Origin of the sequence: Cellulomonas dongxiuzhuiae (assembly GCF_018623035.1) — a bacterium.
Taxonomy (GTDB): domain Bacteria; phylum Actinomycetota; class Actinomycetes; order Actinomycetales; family Cellulomonadaceae; genus Cellulomonas; species Cellulomonas dongxiuzhuiae.
In genome coordinates, this window is the sequence record NZ_CP076023.1 from 2920424 (window position 1) to 2937963 (window position 17540).

At 68.7% G+C, this 17540-nt stretch carries 26 protein-coding genes; all 26 read right to left on the minus strand.

What is annotated here, in order from left to right:
- Window positions 1-6: 6 nt before the first annotated feature.
- Window positions 7-654: an alternate-type signal peptide domain-containing protein gene (locus tag KKR89_RS13060; RefSeq protein ID WP_208195827.1), complete on the minus strand. Its 648-nt coding sequence runs from the start codon at window positions 652-654 to the stop codon at window positions 7-9.
- Between the two features lie 113 nt (window positions 655-767).
- Window positions 768-2624, minus strand: coding sequence for a prealbumin-like fold domain-containing protein (locus KKR89_RS13065; RefSeq protein ID WP_214765496.1), 1857 nt, complete (start codon window positions 2622-2624; stop codon window positions 768-770).
- A gap of 606 nt (window positions 2625-3230) precedes the next feature.
- Window positions 3231-3944 (minus strand): 50S ribosomal protein L15, encoded by a 714-nt coding sequence (gene rplO / locus KKR89_RS13070; protein WP_208196359.1) that lies wholly within the window; start codon window positions 3942-3944, stop codon window positions 3231-3233.
- A gap of 2 nt (window positions 3945-3946) precedes the next feature.
- Complete coding sequence (gene rpmD / locus KKR89_RS13075; protein WP_191782373.1) at window positions 3947-4129, minus strand: 50S ribosomal protein L30; 183 nt, start codon at window positions 4127-4129, stop codon at window positions 3947-3949.
- Window positions 4129-4767, minus strand: a complete 639-nt coding sequence (gene rpsE / locus KKR89_RS13080; protein WP_208195830.1) for a 30S ribosomal protein S5 — start codon at window positions 4765-4767, stop codon at window positions 4129-4131. Before rpsE ends, rpmD begins: the two co-directional genes overlap by 1 nt.
- 34 nt (window positions 4768-4801) lie before the next feature.
- The gene (gene rplR / locus KKR89_RS13085; protein WP_208195831.1) at window positions 4802-5173 is read right to left on the minus strand and encodes a 50S ribosomal protein L18; all 372 of its coding nucleotides are present in this window, start codon (window positions 5171-5173) and stop codon (window positions 4802-4804) included.
- A gap of 2 nt (window positions 5174-5175) precedes the next feature.
- The gene (gene rplF, locus KKR89_RS13090; RefSeq protein WP_191782365.1) at window positions 5176-5715 is read right to left on the minus strand and encodes a 50S ribosomal protein L6; all 540 of its coding nucleotides are present in this window, start codon (window positions 5713-5715) and stop codon (window positions 5176-5178) included.
- Between the two features lie 25 nt (window positions 5716-5740).
- The gene (rpsH, locus tag KKR89_RS13095; protein ID WP_191782362.1) at window positions 5741-6139 is read right to left on the minus strand and encodes a 30S ribosomal protein S8; all 399 of its coding nucleotides are present in this window, start codon (window positions 6137-6139) and stop codon (window positions 5741-5743) included.
- A 94-nt stretch (window positions 6140-6233) separates the two neighbouring features.
- Complete coding sequence (locus tag KKR89_RS13100) at window positions 6234-6419, minus strand: type Z 30S ribosomal protein S14 (RefSeq protein ID WP_046528982.1); 186 nt, start codon at window positions 6417-6419, stop codon at window positions 6234-6236.
- 1 nt (window position 6420) lies between these two features.
- Entirely contained in the window at window positions 6421-6993 is a 573-nt protein-coding gene (gene rplE, locus KKR89_RS13105; protein WP_191782357.1) for a 50S ribosomal protein L5, read from the minus strand.
- A complete protein-coding gene (gene rplX / locus KKR89_RS13110; RefSeq protein ID WP_191782356.1) occupies window positions 6993-7334 on the minus strand; it encodes a 50S ribosomal protein L24 in 342 nt (113 codons plus the stop codon). The genes rplE and rplX overlap by 1 nt, the downstream gene beginning before the upstream one ends.
- Before the next feature lie 2 nt (window positions 7335-7336).
- On the minus strand, window positions 7337-7705 hold the full coding sequence (gene rplN, locus KKR89_RS13115; RefSeq protein ID WP_013117868.1) for a 50S ribosomal protein L14: 369 nt from the start codon (window positions 7703-7705) through the stop codon (window positions 7337-7339).
- Between the two features lie 163 nt (window positions 7706-7868).
- On the minus strand, window positions 7869-8159 hold the full coding sequence (gene rpsQ, locus KKR89_RS13120) for a 30S ribosomal protein S17 (protein WP_191782355.1): 291 nt from the start codon (window positions 8157-8159) through the stop codon (window positions 7869-7871).
- A gap of 7 nt (window positions 8160-8166) precedes the next feature.
- A complete protein-coding gene (gene rpmC / locus KKR89_RS13125) occupies window positions 8167-8403 on the minus strand; it encodes a 50S ribosomal protein L29 (protein WP_225214955.1) in 237 nt (78 codons plus the stop codon).
- Window positions 8403-8819, minus strand: coding sequence for a 50S ribosomal protein L16 (gene rplP / locus KKR89_RS13130; protein ID WP_191782354.1), 417 nt, complete (start codon window positions 8817-8819; stop codon window positions 8403-8405). Before rplP ends, rpmC begins: the two co-directional genes overlap by 1 nt.
- A 3-nt stretch (window positions 8820-8822) precedes the next feature.
- A complete protein-coding gene (rpsC, locus tag KKR89_RS13135) occupies window positions 8823-9677 on the minus strand; it encodes a 30S ribosomal protein S3 (RefSeq protein ID WP_208195832.1) in 855 nt (284 codons plus the stop codon).
- The gene (gene rplV, locus KKR89_RS13140) at window positions 9677-10045 is read right to left on the minus strand and encodes a 50S ribosomal protein L22 (protein ID WP_013117873.1); all 369 of its coding nucleotides are present in this window, start codon (window positions 10043-10045) and stop codon (window positions 9677-9679) included. Before rplV ends, rpsC begins: the two co-directional genes overlap by 1 nt.
- Before the next feature lie 55 nt (window positions 10046-10100).
- Window positions 10101-10382, minus strand: coding sequence for a 30S ribosomal protein S19 (gene rpsS, locus KKR89_RS13145; protein ID WP_013117874.1), 282 nt, complete (start codon window positions 10380-10382; stop codon window positions 10101-10103).
- 15 nt (window positions 10383-10397) lie between these two features.
- Window positions 10398-11234, minus strand: a complete 837-nt coding sequence (rplB, locus tag KKR89_RS13150; RefSeq protein WP_191782352.1) for a 50S ribosomal protein L2 — start codon at window positions 11232-11234, stop codon at window positions 10398-10400.
- 25 nt (window positions 11235-11259) lie between these two features.
- Entirely contained in the window at window positions 11260-11562 is a 303-nt protein-coding gene (rplW, locus tag KKR89_RS13155) for a 50S ribosomal protein L23 (protein ID WP_191782351.1), read from the minus strand.
- Window positions 11559-12245 carry a 50S ribosomal protein L4 gene (rplD, locus tag KKR89_RS13160; protein WP_208195833.1) on the minus strand — a complete coding sequence of 229 codons (687 nt, stop codon included), beginning with the start codon at window positions 12243-12245 and terminating at the stop codon, window positions 11559-11561. The genes rplW and rplD overlap by 4 nt, the downstream gene beginning before the upstream one ends.
- Window positions 12246-12250: 5 nt before the next feature.
- A complete protein-coding gene (gene rplC, locus KKR89_RS13165) occupies window positions 12251-12910 on the minus strand; it encodes a 50S ribosomal protein L3 (RefSeq protein WP_208195834.1) in 660 nt (219 codons plus the stop codon).
- Window positions 12911-12935: 25 nt separating this feature from the next.
- Complete coding sequence (rpsJ, locus tag KKR89_RS13170) at window positions 12936-13244, minus strand: 30S ribosomal protein S10 (RefSeq protein ID WP_013117879.1); 309 nt, start codon at window positions 13242-13244, stop codon at window positions 12936-12938.
- 327 nt (window positions 13245-13571) lie between these two features.
- The gene (locus tag KKR89_RS13175; RefSeq protein WP_208195835.1) at window positions 13572-13853 is read right to left on the minus strand and encodes a hypothetical protein; all 282 of its coding nucleotides are present in this window, start codon (window positions 13851-13853) and stop codon (window positions 13572-13574) included.
- A gap of 182 nt (window positions 13854-14035) precedes the next feature.
- The gene (tuf, locus tag KKR89_RS13180) at window positions 14036-15229 is read right to left on the minus strand and encodes an elongation factor Tu (RefSeq protein ID WP_208195836.1); all 1194 of its coding nucleotides are present in this window, start codon (window positions 15227-15229) and stop codon (window positions 14036-14038) included.
- 122 nt (window positions 15230-15351) lie between these two features.
- Window positions 15352-17454, minus strand: coding sequence for an elongation factor G (gene fusA, locus KKR89_RS13185; RefSeq protein ID WP_208195837.1), 2103 nt, complete (start codon window positions 17452-17454; stop codon window positions 15352-15354).
- Between the last annotated feature and the right edge of the window lie 86 nt (window positions 17455-17540).

Here is a 17540-nt window from a genome sequence, read left to right on the forward strand (position 1 = left end):
GGCCGGTCAGAAGCCGGCGCCCGTGCGGACCTGCTCGAGGCTGACGCCCACGTCGGTGAGGTCGGCCACGACAGTCTGCACGCGGTCCCGGTCCTCGAGCGTGTCGGGGAACGTGACCTCGACGACGACGGTCACGTCCGCCGTCGTCTCGGTGTCGTCCAGCTCGGTGCGGGTGATCGCCGCGCCGCCCAGGTCGCTCGCACCGTCGGCGCCCCGCAGGCGGATCAGGTTGCCCGTGGCGGGCGTGATCTCGGTACCGGCGGCGTTGAACACCTTGTAGTCGACGGTCGCGCCGTTCCCCTCGAGGGCCTCGATGTCGGTGAGGTCGATGTTGGCGACGAGGTTGTCGCCCTCGAGCGCGACCGCGAAGCCGAACTCCGCGACGGCGGTGTCGCCCGGCACGATCCGCCAGTTCGCGTCCACGACGTGGCCGTTGCGGCCCGTGAGGAGGCCGGCCAGGTCCGCACCGTCGGTGCGGTCGCTCGAGACGTCGTACCAGGTGGGCGTGCCGACGGGCGCGACCTCCAGGTTGCCGGACGTGATCGTGCCGCCGTCCTGCGTGGCGTCGTCGCTCCACTCCGCGAACGTCGCACCGCCCGTGAGCAGCGCGATCCCGGCGGTGCCGGCGAGGATGCCCTTGGTCTTCTTGTTCATGGTCGTACCTTTCTGCTGGGTCCGCCCGGAGGCGCGATCTGGGACGTCCGGGCGGGCGTCCCGAGGGGTTGTGGAAGTCGTGGGTCGGGCGTGCAGATGTGTGGCATGAGGTGTCACAGCACCCCCGATGCCTGGCATCGGATCTCCTGGCCGGGTGCCAGGGTGGGGATGGTCACGGTGGTGCCGGCCGCGATGTCGGGGCGGCCCGGGCACGAGATGGACGCGAAGCCGTTGGTCGTCCCGGCTCCGTTCGTCGTGACGGTGGTCGCGTCGCGCAGGAGGATGCCCGACAGGGTCGTCTGGCCCGTGTTGCGCACGGTGTACCGCCACACCAGCGCCGTGCCGGCGTCGCGCGGCTGCGCGGCGGCGAGCGGCGTGGTGAACCCGGTGTCGCTCGCGAGGAACGCCTGCTTGACGAGGCTCACCCCCGGGCGCAGGTTGAGCACGGTGCACGTGTAGCTGCGGCCACGCTCGAGCGTGAGGTCGAAGTGGTTCGCCGTGACCGCGACCGGGACGACGCTCTGGTCGCTGCGGCGGCAGCTCACGCGGTCGAGCACGTAGCCCGCCTGCACGGTCTCGGTGACACGCACGGAGCGGGTCGGGCTCGGGACGTCGATGGTCCCGACGGCTGATCCGGCGGCACCCGCCGTCACCAGCGGTCCCCCGAGCCCGTCCGCCGTGAACGACCAGCCCGCGGTCGGGACCGCCGTCGTGCCGCTCGGGATGGTGGTGCTGACGAGCGTGAGCGTCGTCGGCGCGACGTAGGTGCTGAGGAAGGTGCAGGTGATGGGGGCTGCGGGAGCAGAGGTCGCCTCGGGGACGTTCGCGAGGGTCACGCTGCGGCTGGCCAGGTTGATCTCCAGGCCGGACGGGATTGCAGCGTTCAAGCCGTCACGGCAGGTGATCGAGGACAGCTCCCAGCTCGCGGCCGGCGCGTGCTCGGTCAAAGTGACGCTCTCGCCCGTCACCTGGAAGTCGCGGGCCGCCAGCGCCACGCTGCTGCCGACCGCGGCCGGCGTGAGCGCGAAGTCGGGAGCGAGCCACGGTGAGGTCGGCACGCTCGACCTCGACGTGAACGTCGAGGCGGGGATCGTGGAGGTGCTGTCACCGACCGCCGCGGCCTGCTTGACGACCGTCAAGGGACGAATCTGGTCCAGCCTGCCCCACAGGCAGTTGACGCTGACGGCGCTCTCAACCGTGGTGACTGTCTCGGTGAACGTGCCCGTCGAGCTGTTCGCGCAGCTACCGCTGCTGGCTGCAGGCTTCAAGCCCTGGACGCTCAGCCGGTACTTCATGCCGTTGAGCGTCACCGTCTCCGTGCGCATCAGACCCGCGACGTTCACCGTGCCGGCTGTCTCGTTCAGGACGTAGTCCGTCGAGAGGACGTTTCCGCCGACGCGGAGTTTCAGTGCACCCCGGAAGAACGGGGTTCCCGTCGTGACCCGGTTGTTGTGGTGCCTGAGGGTACCGAGTAGGAAAGAGCCGCCGTTCGGGACGTCGGCCGTCGGCCCCGGCGTCAGGCCGATGACACTTTGGCCTGGCGCCTGTTCCTGGGTGAGGAGACCGATGCTCCTGGGGCCGTATCCGGCCGCGTCGAGCGTGGCGGGGCACGGGGGGTTGCTGTCGTCGTCCCAAGCGAACCACCCGAAGATCCAGTACCGAGTCTGGCGGATCGGACGTCCGTGCGCCGCGCGTACCTCCGTGGACGACCAACGGTCGGCGGAGGGCGAGGTCGGGTCGAACCGGACGCAGTTGTTGGACTCGGAGCCGGCAGGTCCGCCGGTCGCGTCGGTCCCGCGGTGGTTGCTGAGATTGGCGTCGATGGCAACACCGGTCGCAGCCGCGGCGGGGGTCGCCGCCAGGACGCCCACGACCGGCGCGAGCCCCAGACCAAGCACGAGTGCGGCCGCTGCGCCGACGGCGGCACGACGTGTGCCCGCCCTGCGCTGCCTGCTCGCAACTGCGCCCATGTCCGGTGTCCCCTTGATCCTGCGGTGGCTGTCGTGCCGCTCTCCTGACGAGTGCGACGTGGTCCGACATCCGCTTGCAGGTTCAAGTAGGTCATTCGTCCAAGACGGCCGTCCATTACGACACAAAGGTCACACCACGCCACACCCGGATCTACGGGCGCACAACGACGGGTGCTACTCCCCAGGTCGCCGATCTGTTTCACCCGGTCGCTCGAAAGTTGAACTCGTTGCCATCGCCGGTCATGACAACCTCGCGCCGCGTCACCCGTTTGATGCCGAGGCGCAGGTCACAGACGGCAACCGTTCGCCAGAGCGATCGACGGTGCCCCGGCGCCCGCGGCCATCTACCGTGCCGACGCCTGCGTCGCGGGGCCCGACCGCCGTGCCGCACCGGACAAGGCGCCCATCCCGGGACCCTGTCGGCGGCGACGTCGACCGACTTTCGGAGATGCAGAGCCCACTTTCGTCACCGACCAGGCCCGGCGGCGCACCGACATGTGCGCCGGCCGGACCGGACGTGCCGACAACGACGCAGCGGGCGGCCCCGGGATCTCTCCCGGGACCGCCCGCTGCGTGTGGTCCGACCGTGCGGACGTCTGCGGGGCGTCAGCCCTGCGCGACACTCCCGCCGGCGGCCTCGATCTTGTCCTTCGCCGATGCGGAGCACTTGTCCACGTCGACCGAGACCTTGACCGTCAGCTCGCCGTCGCCCAGCACCTTGACGCGGTGGCCCTTGCGGACCGCGCCCTTGGCGACCAGGTCGGCGACCGTCACGTCGCCACCGTCGGGGTACAGCGCCGAGAGCTTGTCCAGGTTGACGACCTGGTACTCGACGCGGAACGGGTTCTTGAAGCCACGGAGCTTGGGCAGCCGCATGTGCAGCGGCATCTGCCCACCCTCGAAGCGGTCCGGCACCTGGTACCGGGCCTTGGTGCCCTTGGTACCACGGCCGGCCGTCTTGCCCTTGGACGCCTCACCACGACCCACGCGGGTCTTGGCGGTCTTGGCGCCCGGGGCCGGACGCAGGTGGTGCACCTTGAGGGTGCCCCCCGCGCCGGGCTGGGCAGCGGCCTCGGCAGCGGCCTTGGCGGCAGCCGTCGGGGCCTTCTTCTTCGCCGGGGCCTTCTCGGCCTTCGCGGAGGACTCAGCCGTGGAGGAGTCGGCCTTGGCGGACGAGGCCGCCTTGGTCTTCTTCTCCGCAGCCGGAGCGGACTCCGTCTTGGCGGTGGCCTTCTTCGCCGGGGCCTTCTTGGCAGCCTTGGGCGCCTCGGTCACCGTCGTGTCGTCGGCCTTCTTGTCAGCCTTCTTGTCGTCGGCCATGGTCACTCGACCTCCTCGACCGCGACCAGGTGCGTCACCGTGTTGACCATGCCGCGGATCTCAGGGCGGTCCTCCTTGACGACGACGTCGCCGATCCGCTTCAGGCCCAGGGTGCGCAGCGTGTCGCGCTGGTTCTGCTTACCGCCGATGGCGGAACGGGTCTGGGTCACCTTGAGGCGGGCCATCATGCACCTGCCTTCGCGGCCGCAGCGGCACGGCCCTCGGCCTGCGCGCGCAGCAGCGCGTGCGGCGCGACGTGGTCGAGCGGCAGCCCACGACGGGCGGCCACGGCCTCGGGCTCCTCGAGGGAGCGCAGGGCCTCGACCGTCGCGTGCACGATGTTGATCGCGTTGGTCGACCCGAGCGACTTGCTGAGCACGTCGTGGATCCCGGCGCACTCGAGCACCGCACGCACCGGACCACCGGCGATCACACCGGTACCCGGCGACGCGGGGCGCAGGAAGACGACACCGGCGGCCTTCTCACCCGTGACGGGGTGAGGGATGGTGCCCTGGATACGGGGGACGCGGAAGAAGCTCTTCTTCGCCTCCTCGACACCCTTGGCGATCGCCGCGGGCACCTCCTTGGCCTTGCCGTAGCCGACGCCGACCGTGCCGTCGCCGTCGCCCACCACGACGAGCGCGGTGAAGCTGAACCGGCGGCCGCCCTTGACGACCTTGGCGACACGGTTGATCGTCACGACGCGCTCGACGAACGCGCTCTTCTCGGGGGCGTCACGCCGCCCGCCGTCACGACGGCCGCCGTCCCGGCGGTCGCCGCCGGTGCCACCGGCACCGGTGTTGCTGCGCTGAGGAGCAGCCATCAGAGAGTCCTCTTCTTCGATGCGGAGTTCGTCGTCACAGGTTCAGACCGCCCTCACGGGCGCCGTCGGCGACCGCAGCGACCCGACCGTGGTACTTGTTGCCGCCACGGTCGAACACGACGGCCTCGACGCCAACAGCCTTGGCACGAGCGGCCACGAGCTCGCCGACCTTGCGGGCCTTGGCGGTCTTGTCGCCGTCGTCGCCACGCAGGTCGACCTCGAGGGTCGACGCAGACGCGAGCGTCTTGCCGATCGCGTCGTCCACGACCTGAGCGGTCATGTGCCGCGCGGAGCGCGTCACGACGAGGCGGGGACGAGCAGCCGTACCGACCACCTTCTTGCGCAGGCGCAGGTGACGACGCCGACGTGCGACGGTCGTGCCCTTGCCTCTGATGCCGATAGCCATGGCTACTTCCCAGCCTTTCCGACCTTGCGGCGCACGTTCTCGCCCGCGTACCGCACGCCCTTGCCCTTGTAGGGCTCCGGCTTGCGGATCTTGCGGATGTTCGCGGCGACCTCGCCCACCTGCTGCTTGTCGATGCCCTGGACCGAGAACTTCGTCGCGGACTCGACCGCGAACGTGATGCCGGCCGGGGGCTCGATGACCACAGGGTGGCTGAAGCCGAGTGCGAACTCGAGGTTGTCACCCTTCGCCAGCACGCGGTAACCGGTGCCGACGATCTCGAGCTTCTTGGTGTAGCCCTCCGTCACGCCGGTGACCAGGTTGGCCAGCAGCGTGCGGGTCAGGCCGTGCAGCGAGCGCGAGTTGCGCTCGTCGTCGGGACGCGACACCACGAGGGCGCCCGCGTCGTCGCGGTCCACCGTGAGGGGCGCCGCGATGGTGTGGCTGAGCGTTCCCTTGGGACCCTTGACCGTCACCACGCGGTCGTCGATGGCGACATCGACGCCTGCCGGCACCGGGACGGGGATCCTGCCGATTCGAGACATGGCTGTTCTCCTCTCCGTCTCGGACTTACCAGACGTAGGCGAGGACTTCCCCACCCACGCCCTTCTTGGCGGCCTGCTTGTCGGTGAGCAGCCCCGAGGACGTGGACAGGATCGCCACACCCAGGCCGCCGAGCACCTTCGGCAGATTGGTCGACTTGGCGTACACGCGCAGGCCCGGCTTGGACACGCGCTTGACGCCGGCGAGCGCACGCTCGCGGTTGGGGCCGTACTTCAGCGTGATCGTGAGGTTCTTGCCCACAGGGGCGTCCTCGACGGTCCAGCCGGAGATGTAGCCCTCGGCCTGCAGGATCTCGGCGACGTGGCTCTTCAGCTTCGAGAACGGGATCGTCACCGTGTCGTGGTGCGCCGAGTTGGCGTTGCGCAGACGAGTCAGGAAGTCTGCGATCGGGTCGGTCATGGTCATCGGGCGTCAGCCCTTTCTCGCCGGGGTATCCGCGGCCCTGTGTTCAGGGCCGCGGACCTACCGACGTCAGGAGGGTGTTACCAGCAGCGCTGGATTACCAGCTGCTCTTCGTCACGCCGGGGAGCTCGCCACGGTGGGCCATCTCCCGCACGCAGATCCGGCACAGGCCGAACTTGCGGTACACCGAGTGCGGACGTCCGCACTTCTGGCAACGCGTGTAACCGCGGACCGCGAACTTGGGCTTCGCAGCCGCCTTGTTGATGAGGGCGGTCTTCGCCATGTCAGTTCTCCTTGAACGGGAAGCCGAGGAGCTTGAGGAGCGCGCGGCCCTCGTCGTCCGTCGTCGCGGTGGTCACGATCGTGATGTCCATACCGCGGACACGGTCGATCTTGTCCTGGTCGATCTCGTGGAACACGGACTGCTCCACGAGGCCGAACGTGTAGTTGCCGTGACCGTCGAACTGCTTGGGCGACAGGCCGCGGAAGTCGCGGATGCGCGGCAGCGCGGTGGAGAGCAGACGGTCGAGGAACTCCCAGGCACGGTCGCCGCGCAGCGTGACGTGCGCGCCGATCGGCATGCCCTCGCGCAGCTTGAACTGCGCGATCGACTTGCGAGCCTTGGTGACCTGCGGCTTCTGGCCCGTGATCTGGGTCAGGTCGCGGATCGCGCCCTCGATGAGCTTGGAGTCCTTCGCGGCGTCACCGACACCCATGTTGACGACGACCTTGACGAGTCGCGCCACCTGGTTGATGTTCTCGTGGCTGAACTGCTCGAAGAGCGCCGACCGGATCTCGTCGTTGTAGCGCGTCTTGAGCCGCGGCAGAGCCGGGGCCTCGATGGTGGTCTCGGTCATCAGATGTCCTTACCGGAGCGCTTGGCGACGCGGACGCGCACGTTGCGCGTGCGCCCGTCGCGCTCGACCTGCTCGGTGCGGTAGCCGACCCGGGTGCCCTTCTTGGTCTCCGGGTCCACGAGCATCACGTTGCTGATGTGGATGGGGGCCTCGATCGTCTCGATGCCACCGGTGCGGGTGCCGCGCGAGGTCTGGCCGGCCTTCGTGTGCTTCTGCACACGCTGGACGCCCTCCACCACGACACGCTGCGTCTCGGGGAGCACCTCGAGGACGCGTCCCTGCTGGCCCTTGTCGCGGCCCGAGATCACGAGGACGAGGTCGCCCTTCTTGATCTTCGCCATGGTCAGATCACCTCCGGAGCGAGCGAGATGATCTTCATGAACTTCTTGTCACGCAGCTCCCGGCCCACCGGGCCGAAGATGCGCGTGCCACGAGGCTCGCCGTCGTTCTTGAGGATCACAGCCGCGTTCTCGTCGAACTTGATGTACGAGCCGTCGGGGCGCCGACGCTCCTTGCGGGTGCGGACGATGACCGCCTTGACGACGTCGCCCTTCTTGACGTTGCCGCCGGGGATGGCGTCCTTCACGGTGGCGACGATGACGTCACCGATGCCCGCGTACCGGCGGCCGGAGCCGCCGAGCACACGGATGCAGAGGATCTCCTTGGCACCCGTGTTGTCGGCGACACGCAGTCGCGACTCCTGCTGGATCATCTACCTACTCCTGTCGTCTGGCGGGTTCTCGCTCGCGCGATGGCGGCGAGCCTGGCCATCCGGATGGTTGCCGTGGTGCACACGCCGCGGGCGGGAGACCCGCCCGCGTCGTGGGCAACTGTCGTCGTGCTGTGCTGCGCAGGCCTCGCGGCCGGCGGCAGGATTACTTGGCCTTCTGGAGGATCTCGACGAGCCGGAAGTGCTTGGCTGCCGACAGCGGCCGGGTCTCCATGATCTCGACCAGGTCGCCGACGCCGGCGGCGTTCAGCTCGTCGTGCGCCTTGACCTTGCTGGTCCGGCGGATGACCTTGCCGTACAGCGGGTGCTTGACGCGGTCCTCGACCTCGACCACGACCGTCTTGTCCATCTTGTCGGACACGACGTAGCCGCGGCGGGTCTTGCGGTCCGCGCGGGGCTCCGACGTCGCCGTCGTCTGCTCGTGCTTGGTGGTCATGATTGCCTCACTCCGCGCTCGGGGCGGTACGGATGCCGAGCTCACGCTCGCGCAGGATCGTGTAGATGCGCGCGATGTCGCGGCGGACGGCCTTGAGCCGTCCGTGGCTCTCGAGCTGACCGGTCGCGGACTGGAAGCGGAGGTTGAACAGCTCCTCCTTGGCCTTCTTCAGCTCGGCGACCAGCTTCTCGTCGTCGAAGGTGTCCAGCTCCGTGGGAGCCAGCTCCTTGGTTCCGATAGCCATCAGTTACCACCCTCGCGCACGATGAAACGTGTCTTCATCGGGAGCTTGTGCTGCGCGCGACGCATGGCCTCGCGCGCGAGCGGCTCCGGGACACCGGCGAGCTCGAACAGAACTCGGCCCGGCTTGACGTTGGCGATCCACCACTCGGGCGAGCCCTTGCCGGAACCCATGCGGGTCTCGGCGGGCTTCTTCGTCAGGGGACGGTCCGGGTAGATGTTGATCCAGACCTTCCCCCCACGCTTGATGTGGCGGGTCATGGCGATACGTGCAGCCTCGATCTGCCGGTTGGTGACGTAGGCGGGCTCGAGAGCCTGGATGCCGTACTCACCGAACGAGATCGTGGTGCCACCCGTCGCGGCGCCGGAGCGCCCCGGGTGGTGCTGCTTGCGGTGCTTCAGCCTGCGCGGGATCAGCACGGCTCAGGCCTCCGTTCCGGACTCGGTGGGCGCCGGCGCCGCGGGTGCCTGCTCGGCAGCCGGGGCGGGGGCGTCCTGACGCTCGGGACGACGGGCCCCGCCGGTGCGAGGACCACGGTCACCACGGTCACCACGGTCACCACGGTCACCACGGTCGCCGCGCGGGCCACCGCGGGAAGGACGGGGAGCCTGCGAGGCCTGCTCGCGCGCCCACTCCTTCTCCGTCATGTCGCCCTTGTAGACCCAGACCTTCACGCCGATGCGGCCGAAGGTCGTGCGGGCCTCGAAGAAGCCGTAGTCGATGTTCGCGCGCAGCGTGTGCAGCGGCACACGACCCTCGCGGTAGAACTCCGTACGGCTCATCTCAGCGCCACCGAGGCGGCCGGACACCTGCACACGGATGCCCTTGGCACCCGCACGCTGGGCCGACTGGATGCCCTTGCGCATGGCGCGGCGGAACGAGACACGGCTCGCCAGCTGCTCGGCGATGCCCTGGGCGACCAGCTGAGCCTCGATCTCGGCGTTCTTGACCTCGAGGATGTTCAGCTGGACCTGCTTGCCCGTGAGCTTCTCGAGCTCGCCGCGGATGCGGTCGGCCTCCGCGCCACGACGCCCGATGACGATGCCCGGGCGGGCGGTGTGGATGTCGACGCGCACACGGTCACGCGTGCGCTCGATCTCGACCTTGGCGATGCCGGCGCGCTCGAGACCCGTGCTCATGAGCTTGCGGATCTGCACGTCCTCACGGACGTAGTCGCGGTAGCGCTGACCCGGCTTCGTCGAGTCCGCGAACCACCGCGAACGGTGATCGGTCGTGATGCCCAGGCGGTACCCGAGCGGGTTGACTTTCTGTCCCACTATCGGGCCCGTCCCTTCGTCTCACGCTCAGCGACGACCACGGTGATGTGGCTCGTGCGCTTGAGGATCTGGCTGGCCCGACCCTGCGCCCGCGGACGGAACCGCTTGAGCGTCGGACCCTCGTCGACGAAGACCTCCGAGATGAAGAGGTCTGCCTCGTCGAGTCGCTCGCTGTTGCGCTTGGCCCCCTCGACCGCATTGGCGACCGCGGACTGCACCGTCTTCAAGACGGGCTCCGCCGCGGCCTGCGGCGCGAACTTCAGCACCGCCACGGCCTCCGCCGCCTGCTTGCCACGGATGAGGTCCACGACGCGGCGGGCCTTCTGGGGCGTGACGCGGACGAACCGCGCCTTCGCCTTGGCTTCCATCGCTGTCCTGCTCTCTTGTCTCTGCCGTCAGGGCGTCACCAGGCTGACCCGGGGGTCAGCGGCGACGGCCCTTACGGTCGTCCTTCTCGTGGCCGCGGAACGTCCGCGTCGGGGCGAACTCGCCGAGCTTGTGCCCGACCATCGACTCCGTCACGAAGACCGGGGTGTGCTTGCGGCCGTCGTGCACCGCGAACGTGTGGCCGAGGAAGTCCGGCGTGATCATCGAACGACGAGACCACGTCTTGATGACGTTCTTCGTACCGGCCTCGTTCTGCGCGTCGACCTTCTTCTGCAGGTGGCCGTCGACGAACGGGCCCTTCTTGAGGCTGCGAGGCATTCTCTCGGGCTCCTATCAGCGCTTCTTGCCGGTGCGCCGACGGCGCACGATGAGCTTGTCGCTCGGCTTGTTCGGACGACGGGTGCGGCCCTCGGACTGGCCCCACGGGCTGACGGGGTGACGTCCACCGGACGTCTTGCCCTCGCCACCACCGTGCGGGTGGTCGATCGGGTTCATGGCGACACCACGGACGGTCGGGCGCTTGCCCTTCCAGCGCATGCGGCCGGCCTTGCCCCAGTTGATGTTGGACTGCTCGGCGTTGCCCACCTCGCCGACCGTCGCGCGGCAGCGCAGGTCGACGTTGCGGATCTCGCCGGACGGCATGCGCAGCTGCGCGTACGGCCCGTCCTTCGCGACGAGCTGCACCGAGGCACCAGCCGAACGTGCGATCTTCGCGCCGCCGCCGGGCTTGAGCTCGATGGCGTGGATGACCGTACCGGTCGGGATGTTGCGCAGCGGGAGGTTGTTGCCGGGCTTGATGTCCGCCCCGGCACCTGCCTCGAGCATGTCGCCCTGCGACACCTTGTTGGGGGCGAGGATGTACCGCTTCTCGCCGTCCGCGTAGTGCAGCAGCGCGATGCGCGCGGTGCGGTTCGGGTCGTACTCGATGTGCGCGACCTTGGCCGGCACGCCGTCCTTGTCGTGACGACGGAAGTCGATCACGCGGTAGGCGCGCTTGTGCCCGCCGCCCTGGTGACGCGTCGTGATGCGGCCGGTCGCGTTACGACCGCCGGTCTTGTGCAGCGGACGGACGAGCGACTTCTCCGGCTGCGAGCGCGTGATCTCGACGAAGTCGGCGACGCTCGAGCCGCGGCGGCCAGGCGTCGTCGGCTTGTACTTGCGGATTCCCATGAAAGTAAGTCCTCTTCGCTCTCGGTCAGCCGACCGGTCCGCCGAAGATGTCGATCGAGCCCTCGCGGAGGGTGACGATCGCACGCTTCGTGTTCTTGCGGCGGCCGATGCCGAAGCGGGTCCGGCGGGCCTTGCCCTGACGGTTCGCGGTGTTGACCGACTCGACCTTGACGCCGAAGACGTGCTCGACGGCGATCTTGATCTCGGTCTTGTTGGCCCGCGGGTCGACGAGGAAGGTGTACTTCCCCTCGTCGAGCAGGCCGTAGCTCTTCTCCGAGACGACCGGCGCGATCAGGATGTCGCGCGGGTCCTTGCCGACGTCGGTCACTTCGTCTCCTCGTTGGCCTCGGACTCGGAAGCGACAGCCTTCGCGCCCTTGACGGGGCCGGCGAGGAACGCGTCGAGCGCGCCCTGCGTGAAGACCACGTCGTCCGAGATGAGGACGTCGTAGGTGTTGAGCTGGTCGGCGACGAGCAGGTGGACCCGCTCGACGTTCCGCAGCGACTTCCAGGTGATCTCGTCCTGACGCTCGACGACCACGAGGACGTGCTTGCGACCGGAGAGGTTGTCGAGCACCGCGATGGCGGACTTGGTCGACGGGACCTCGCCCGGGGCGAAGCCCGTGACGACGTGGACGCGACCGGCACGCGCGCGGTCCGAGAGAGCACCGCGGAGCGCCGCGGCCTTCATCTTCTTCGGGGTCCGCTGCGAGTAGTCACGCGGGGTCGGGCCGTGGACGACGCCACCGCCGGCGAACTGCGGCGCACGGGTCGAGCCCTGACGGGCGCGGCCGGTGCCCTTCTGCTTGTACGGCTTCCTGCCACCACCGCGAACCTCGCCGCGGCTCTTGGTGTCGTGGGTGCCCTGCCGCGCGGCGGCGAGCTGGGCGACGACGACCTGGTGGATCAGCGGGACGTTCGTCGTTGCGTCGAAGACGTCACCGGGCAGGTCGGCCGTTCCGGCCTTCTTGCCCTTCTCGTCGAGGACGTCGACGGTCAGCGTGTCGCTCATCGAGGTCACGCACCCTTCGCAGCGGAACGCACGACCACGACGCCGCCCTTGGGGCCGGGAACTGCGCCCTTGACGAGCAGCAGACCCCTCTCGACGTCGATCGCGTGCACGGTCAGGTTCTGGGTGGTCTGACGGGCGACGCCCATCCGACCGGCCATCTTGATGCCCTTGAACACGCGCGACGGCGTCGATGCGCCACCGATCGAGCCGGGCTTGCGGTGGTTGCGGTGCGCACCGTGGGAGGCGCCGACGCCGTGGAAGCCGTGACGCTTCATCACACCGGCCGTGCCCTTGCCCTTGGTGGTACCGGTGACGTCCACGACCTGGCCGGGCTCGAAGGCGCCGGCCGTGATCTCCTGCCCGAGCGTGTACTCGGCAGCGTTGGACGTACGGATCTCGGCCACATGCCGACGGGGGGTGACCCCCGCCTTCTCGAAGTGGCCCTTGAGCGGCTTGGTGACCTTGCGCGGGTCGATCTGGCCGTAGGCCAGCTGGACCGAGCTGTAGCCGTCGCTCTCAGCGGAGCGGACCTGCGTCACGACGTTCGTACCCACGGCGACGACGGTGACGGGAACGAGGCGGCCTGCCTCGTCCCACACCTGCGTCATGCCGAGCTTGGTGCCGAGCAGCGCCGTGACGGGGCGCGCGTTCTGCTGGGTAACCATGAAGATCAGTCCCTTCCCAGCGGTATCAGAGCTTGATCTCGATGTTCACGTCCGCAGGCAGGTCGAGACGCATGAGCGAGTCGACGGCCTTCGGCGTGGGATCGATGATGTCGATGAGCCGCTTGTGCGTACGCATCTCGAAGTGCTCGCGGCTGTCCTTGTACTTGTGGGGCGACCGGATGACGCAGAAGACGTTCTTCTCCGTCGGCAGCGGCACCGGACCCACGACCGACGCACCAGCGCGAGTCACCGTGTCGACGATCTTGCGCGCCGAGCTGTCGATGACCTCGTGGTCGTAGGACTTGAGCCGGATGCGGATCTTCTGTCCCGCCATGGCGTCGTCTACTTCTCTCTCTCGAAATACCGGTCCGTCCGACCCCCGCACTCGGGCGTGTCGCTCTGCGCGACGCACCTCTGTGCTGCGTTCCGTTTCCGGAAAAGGGGCCGTGGTTGTCGTCGAGCGCCCCCCACCGGGTGACCCCGGGGTCCGAGCGTTCGCCACGTCTGTTCGCCCAGCCGATAGGCGCGCGTGAACGCACACCCCGGCGGGCAACCCCGACAGTCTGCCAGACACGACGACGAAAGGGCAACTCGGTCCCGGTCACACACCCTCACGCCCGCGCCCGAGGACGCCGACGAGCTCAGGGACGGTGGTCGACCGTCACACCGCCGTGGCGGCGTGGGTGGCCGTCGCGTCGTCCCCGGCAACCCGCACGTCGAGCAACGCACCCGCGGGAGCGACGTCGGTGATCAGGATCCGGCCCGCCCGGGCGTCCAGCGCGAGCGTGGCCGCGTCACCGCTCCCCCGCGGCACGCGGACCTGCGCGTCCCGGCCGGCCCCGGCGTCGCCCCGCGGGCGCACGACCAGCGCGACGGCGACGGCGACGAGCACGCCGCCCGCCACCACGGCCCACCCGGTCCGTCGCTGCCGGTTCGCGACCATGCCGGGACCCTCGTGTCGCTGTCGTCCGTGCTCGTCCACCGCGCGACAGCGGCGGCGCACGCTCGTGCGCGCTCGGGGACGAGGCGACCCGGAGCGACGTGCCCGGGCCCGACGAACGACGCAGGGCCCGGGAGCCGAAGCTCCCGGGCCCTGCGTGGTGGATCAGCCCCGAGGGGCCGGGATCACTTGGTGATCTTGATGACGCGACCCGAGCCGACGGTGCGGCCACCCTCGCGGATGGCGAAGCCGAGGCCCTCCTCCATCGCGATGGGCTGGATCAGCGTGACGGAGATCTCCGTGTTGTCGCCGGGCATGACCATCTCGGTGCCCTCGGGCAGCGTGATGACGCCGGTGACGTCGGTGGTGCGGAAGTAGAACTGCGGGCGGTAGTTCCCGTAGAACGGGTTGTGACGGCCACCCTCGTCCTTGGACAGGATGTAGACCTGGCCCTCGAACTCGGTGTGCGGCGTGATCGAGCCGGGCTTGACGACGACCTGGCCGCGCTCGACCTCCTCGCGCTTCGTGCCACGCAGCAGCAGGCCGACGTTCTCGCCCGCCTCGGCGTAGTCGAGCAGCTTGCGGAACATCTCGACGCCGGTGACCGTGGTCTTGATCGCCTTCTCCTTGATGCCGACGATCTCCACCTCCTCGTTCACCTTGAGCGAGCCACGCTCGACACGGCCGGTGACGACCGTGCCACGGCCCGTGATCGTGAAGACGTCCTCGATGGGCATGAGGAACGGCTTGTCGATCTCGCGGACCGGGTCCGGCACGCTCTCGTCCACGGCGTCCAGCAGGTCCTCGACGGACTTGACCCAGACCGGGTCGCCCTCGAGCGCCTTGAGGCCGGACACGCGCACGACCGGCGCGTTGTCGCCGTCGAACTCCTGCGACGACAGCAGCTCGCGGACCTCCATCTCGACGAGCTCGAGGATCTCCTCGTCGTCGACCATGTCGGCCTTGTTGAGCGCCACGAGCAGGTAGGGCACGCCGACCTGACGGGCGAGCAGCACGTGCTCACGCGTCTGGGCCATCGGGCCGTCGGTCGCCGCGACCACGAGGATCGCGCCGTCCATCTGCGCGGCACCCGTGATCATGTTCTTGATGTAGTCGGCGTGACCGGGCGCGTCGACGTGCGCGTAGTGACGCTTCTCGGTCTGGTACTCGACGTGCGCGATGTTGATGGTGATACCGCGCTGCTTCTCCTCCGGCGCCTTGTCGATCTCGTCGAACGGCGTGAAGGGGTTCAGGTCCGGGTACTTGTCGTGCAGCACCTTCGAGATCGCGGCGGTCAGCGTCGTCTTGCCGTGGTCGACGTGACCGATGGTCCCGATGTTGACGTGCGGCTTCGTCCGCTCGAACTTCGCCTTGCCCACTGGGTGTCCTCCTCAGGACTTGGTAGAGATTGCCCGACGGCAGCCACCTGACGGTACCTGCCCGACGTGCGGTCCTACGGGTCGGATGTGTAGCTGGAACTGCAGGGTTCGACCTGTGGGACTTACTCGCCCCGGGTCTTCTTGATGATCTCTTCGGCAACCGCCCGAGGAACCTCGGCGTAGCTGTCGAACTGCATCGAGTACACGGCACGACCCTGGGTCTTCGACCGCAGGTCACCGACGTACCCGAACATCTCGGAAAGGGGCACCTGGGCGCGGACGACCTTGACGCCCGTCGCGTCCTCCATGGACTGGATGATGCCGCGGCGGGAGTTGATGTCGCCGATGACCTCGCCCATGTACTCCTCGGGCGTGCGCACCTCGACGGCCATGATCGGCTCCAGGAGGGCCGGGTCCGCCTTGCGCACCGCCTCCTTGAGGATCATCGAGCCGGCGATCTTGAACGCCATCTCCGAGGAGTCGACGTCGTGCGCGGCACCGTCGAGCAGGATCGCCTTGACGCCCACGAGCGGGTAGCCCGCGAGGACGCCCAGCTGCATCGCGCTCTGGATGCCCGCGTCGACCGACGGGATGTACTCGCGCGGGATGCGCCCACCGGTGACCTTGTTGTCGAACTCGTACAGCTCGCCCTCGGCGGGGTCCAGCGGCTCGAAGGTCATCTGCACCTTGGCGTACTGGCCCGAGCCACCGGTCTGCTTCTTGTGCACGTAGTCGATCTTCACGACGGCGCGACGGATCGTCTCGCGGTAGGCCACCTGCGGCTTGCCGACGTTGGCCTCGACCTTGAACTCGCGACGCATGCGGTCGACGAGGATGTCGAGGTGGAGCTCGCCCATGCCGCCGATGACGGTCTGGCCGGTCTCCTCGTCCAGGCGAACCCGGAACGTCGGGTCCTCCTCGGCGAGCTTCTGGATGGCCGTGGAGAGCTTCTCCTGGTCGGCCTTCGTCTTCGGCTCGATGGCCACGTCGATGACGGGCTCCGGGAAGGTCATCGACTCCAGGATCACCGGCGCGCTCGGGTCGCACAGGGTGTCACCGGTGGTGACGTCCTTGAGGCCGATGAACGCGTAGATGTGCCCGGCCTGCGCCTCCGTGACGGGGTTCTCCTTGTTGGAGTGCATCTGGAAGAGCTTGCCGATGCGCTCCTTCTTGCCCTTGGTCGAGTTGAGCACCGGGGCGCCCTGCTCGACCCGGCCGGAGTACACGCGCACGTACGTCAGCTTGCCGAAGAACGGGTGCGTGGCCACCTTGAACGCGAGGGCCGAGAACGGCTCGGTCGCGTCCGGGTGGCGCTCGACGACGAGCTCCGGGTCCTTGATGTCGTGACCCGCGACCGCCGCGACGTCCAGGGGCGTCGGGAGGTAGTCGATGACGGCGTCGAGCATGGGCTGCACGCCCTTGTTCTTGAAGGCCGACCCGCACAGCACGGGGTACGCCTGCGACGAGATGGTGAGCTGGCGGATGCCGGCCTTGATCTCGGCGACCGTCAGCTCCTCGCCACCGAGGAACTTCTCGAGCAGCTCGTCGCTCGTCTCCGCGACGGACTCGAGGAGCTCGGCCCGGTACTGCTCGGCCTTCTCCTGCAGGTCGGCCGGGATGTCCTCGATCTCGTACTTCTCGCCGAGGGCGGTCTCGCCGCGCCACACGAGGGCACGCATCTCGACCAGGTCCACGACACCGATGAAGTCGTTCTCCGAGCCGATCGGCAGCTGGATGACCAGCGGCTTGGCCTTGAGGCGGTTCACGATGGTGTCGATGGTGAAGTAGAAGTCGGCGCCGAGCTTGTCCATCTTGTTGACGAAGCAGATGCGCGGGACGTCGTACTTGTCGGCCTGGCGCCACACGGTCTCCGACTGGGGCTCCACGCCCTCCTTGCCGTCGAACACGGCGACGGCACCGTCGAGGACGCGCAGCGAGCGCTCGACCTCGACCGTGAAGTCCACGTGGCCGGGCGTGTCGATGATGTTGATCTGGTTGTTCTTCCAGTAGCAGGTCGTCGCGGCCGACGTGATCGTGATGCCGCGCTCCTGCTCCTGCTCCATCCAGTCCATCGTCGAGGCGCCGTCGTGCGTCTCACCGATCTTGTAGTTGACCCCCGTGTAGAACAGGATCCGCTCGGTGGTCGTCGTCTTGCCGGCATCGATGTGCGCCATGATGCCGATGTTGCGGACCTTCGTGAGGTCCGTCAGCACGTCCAGTGCCACGTGGTAGCCCCTTGTCGGTTGGCTTGAGGTGGGTGCCGTTCGCGTCGCCGCGGGCCTGACCGTCAGTCGGACGGGCCCGCGGCGAG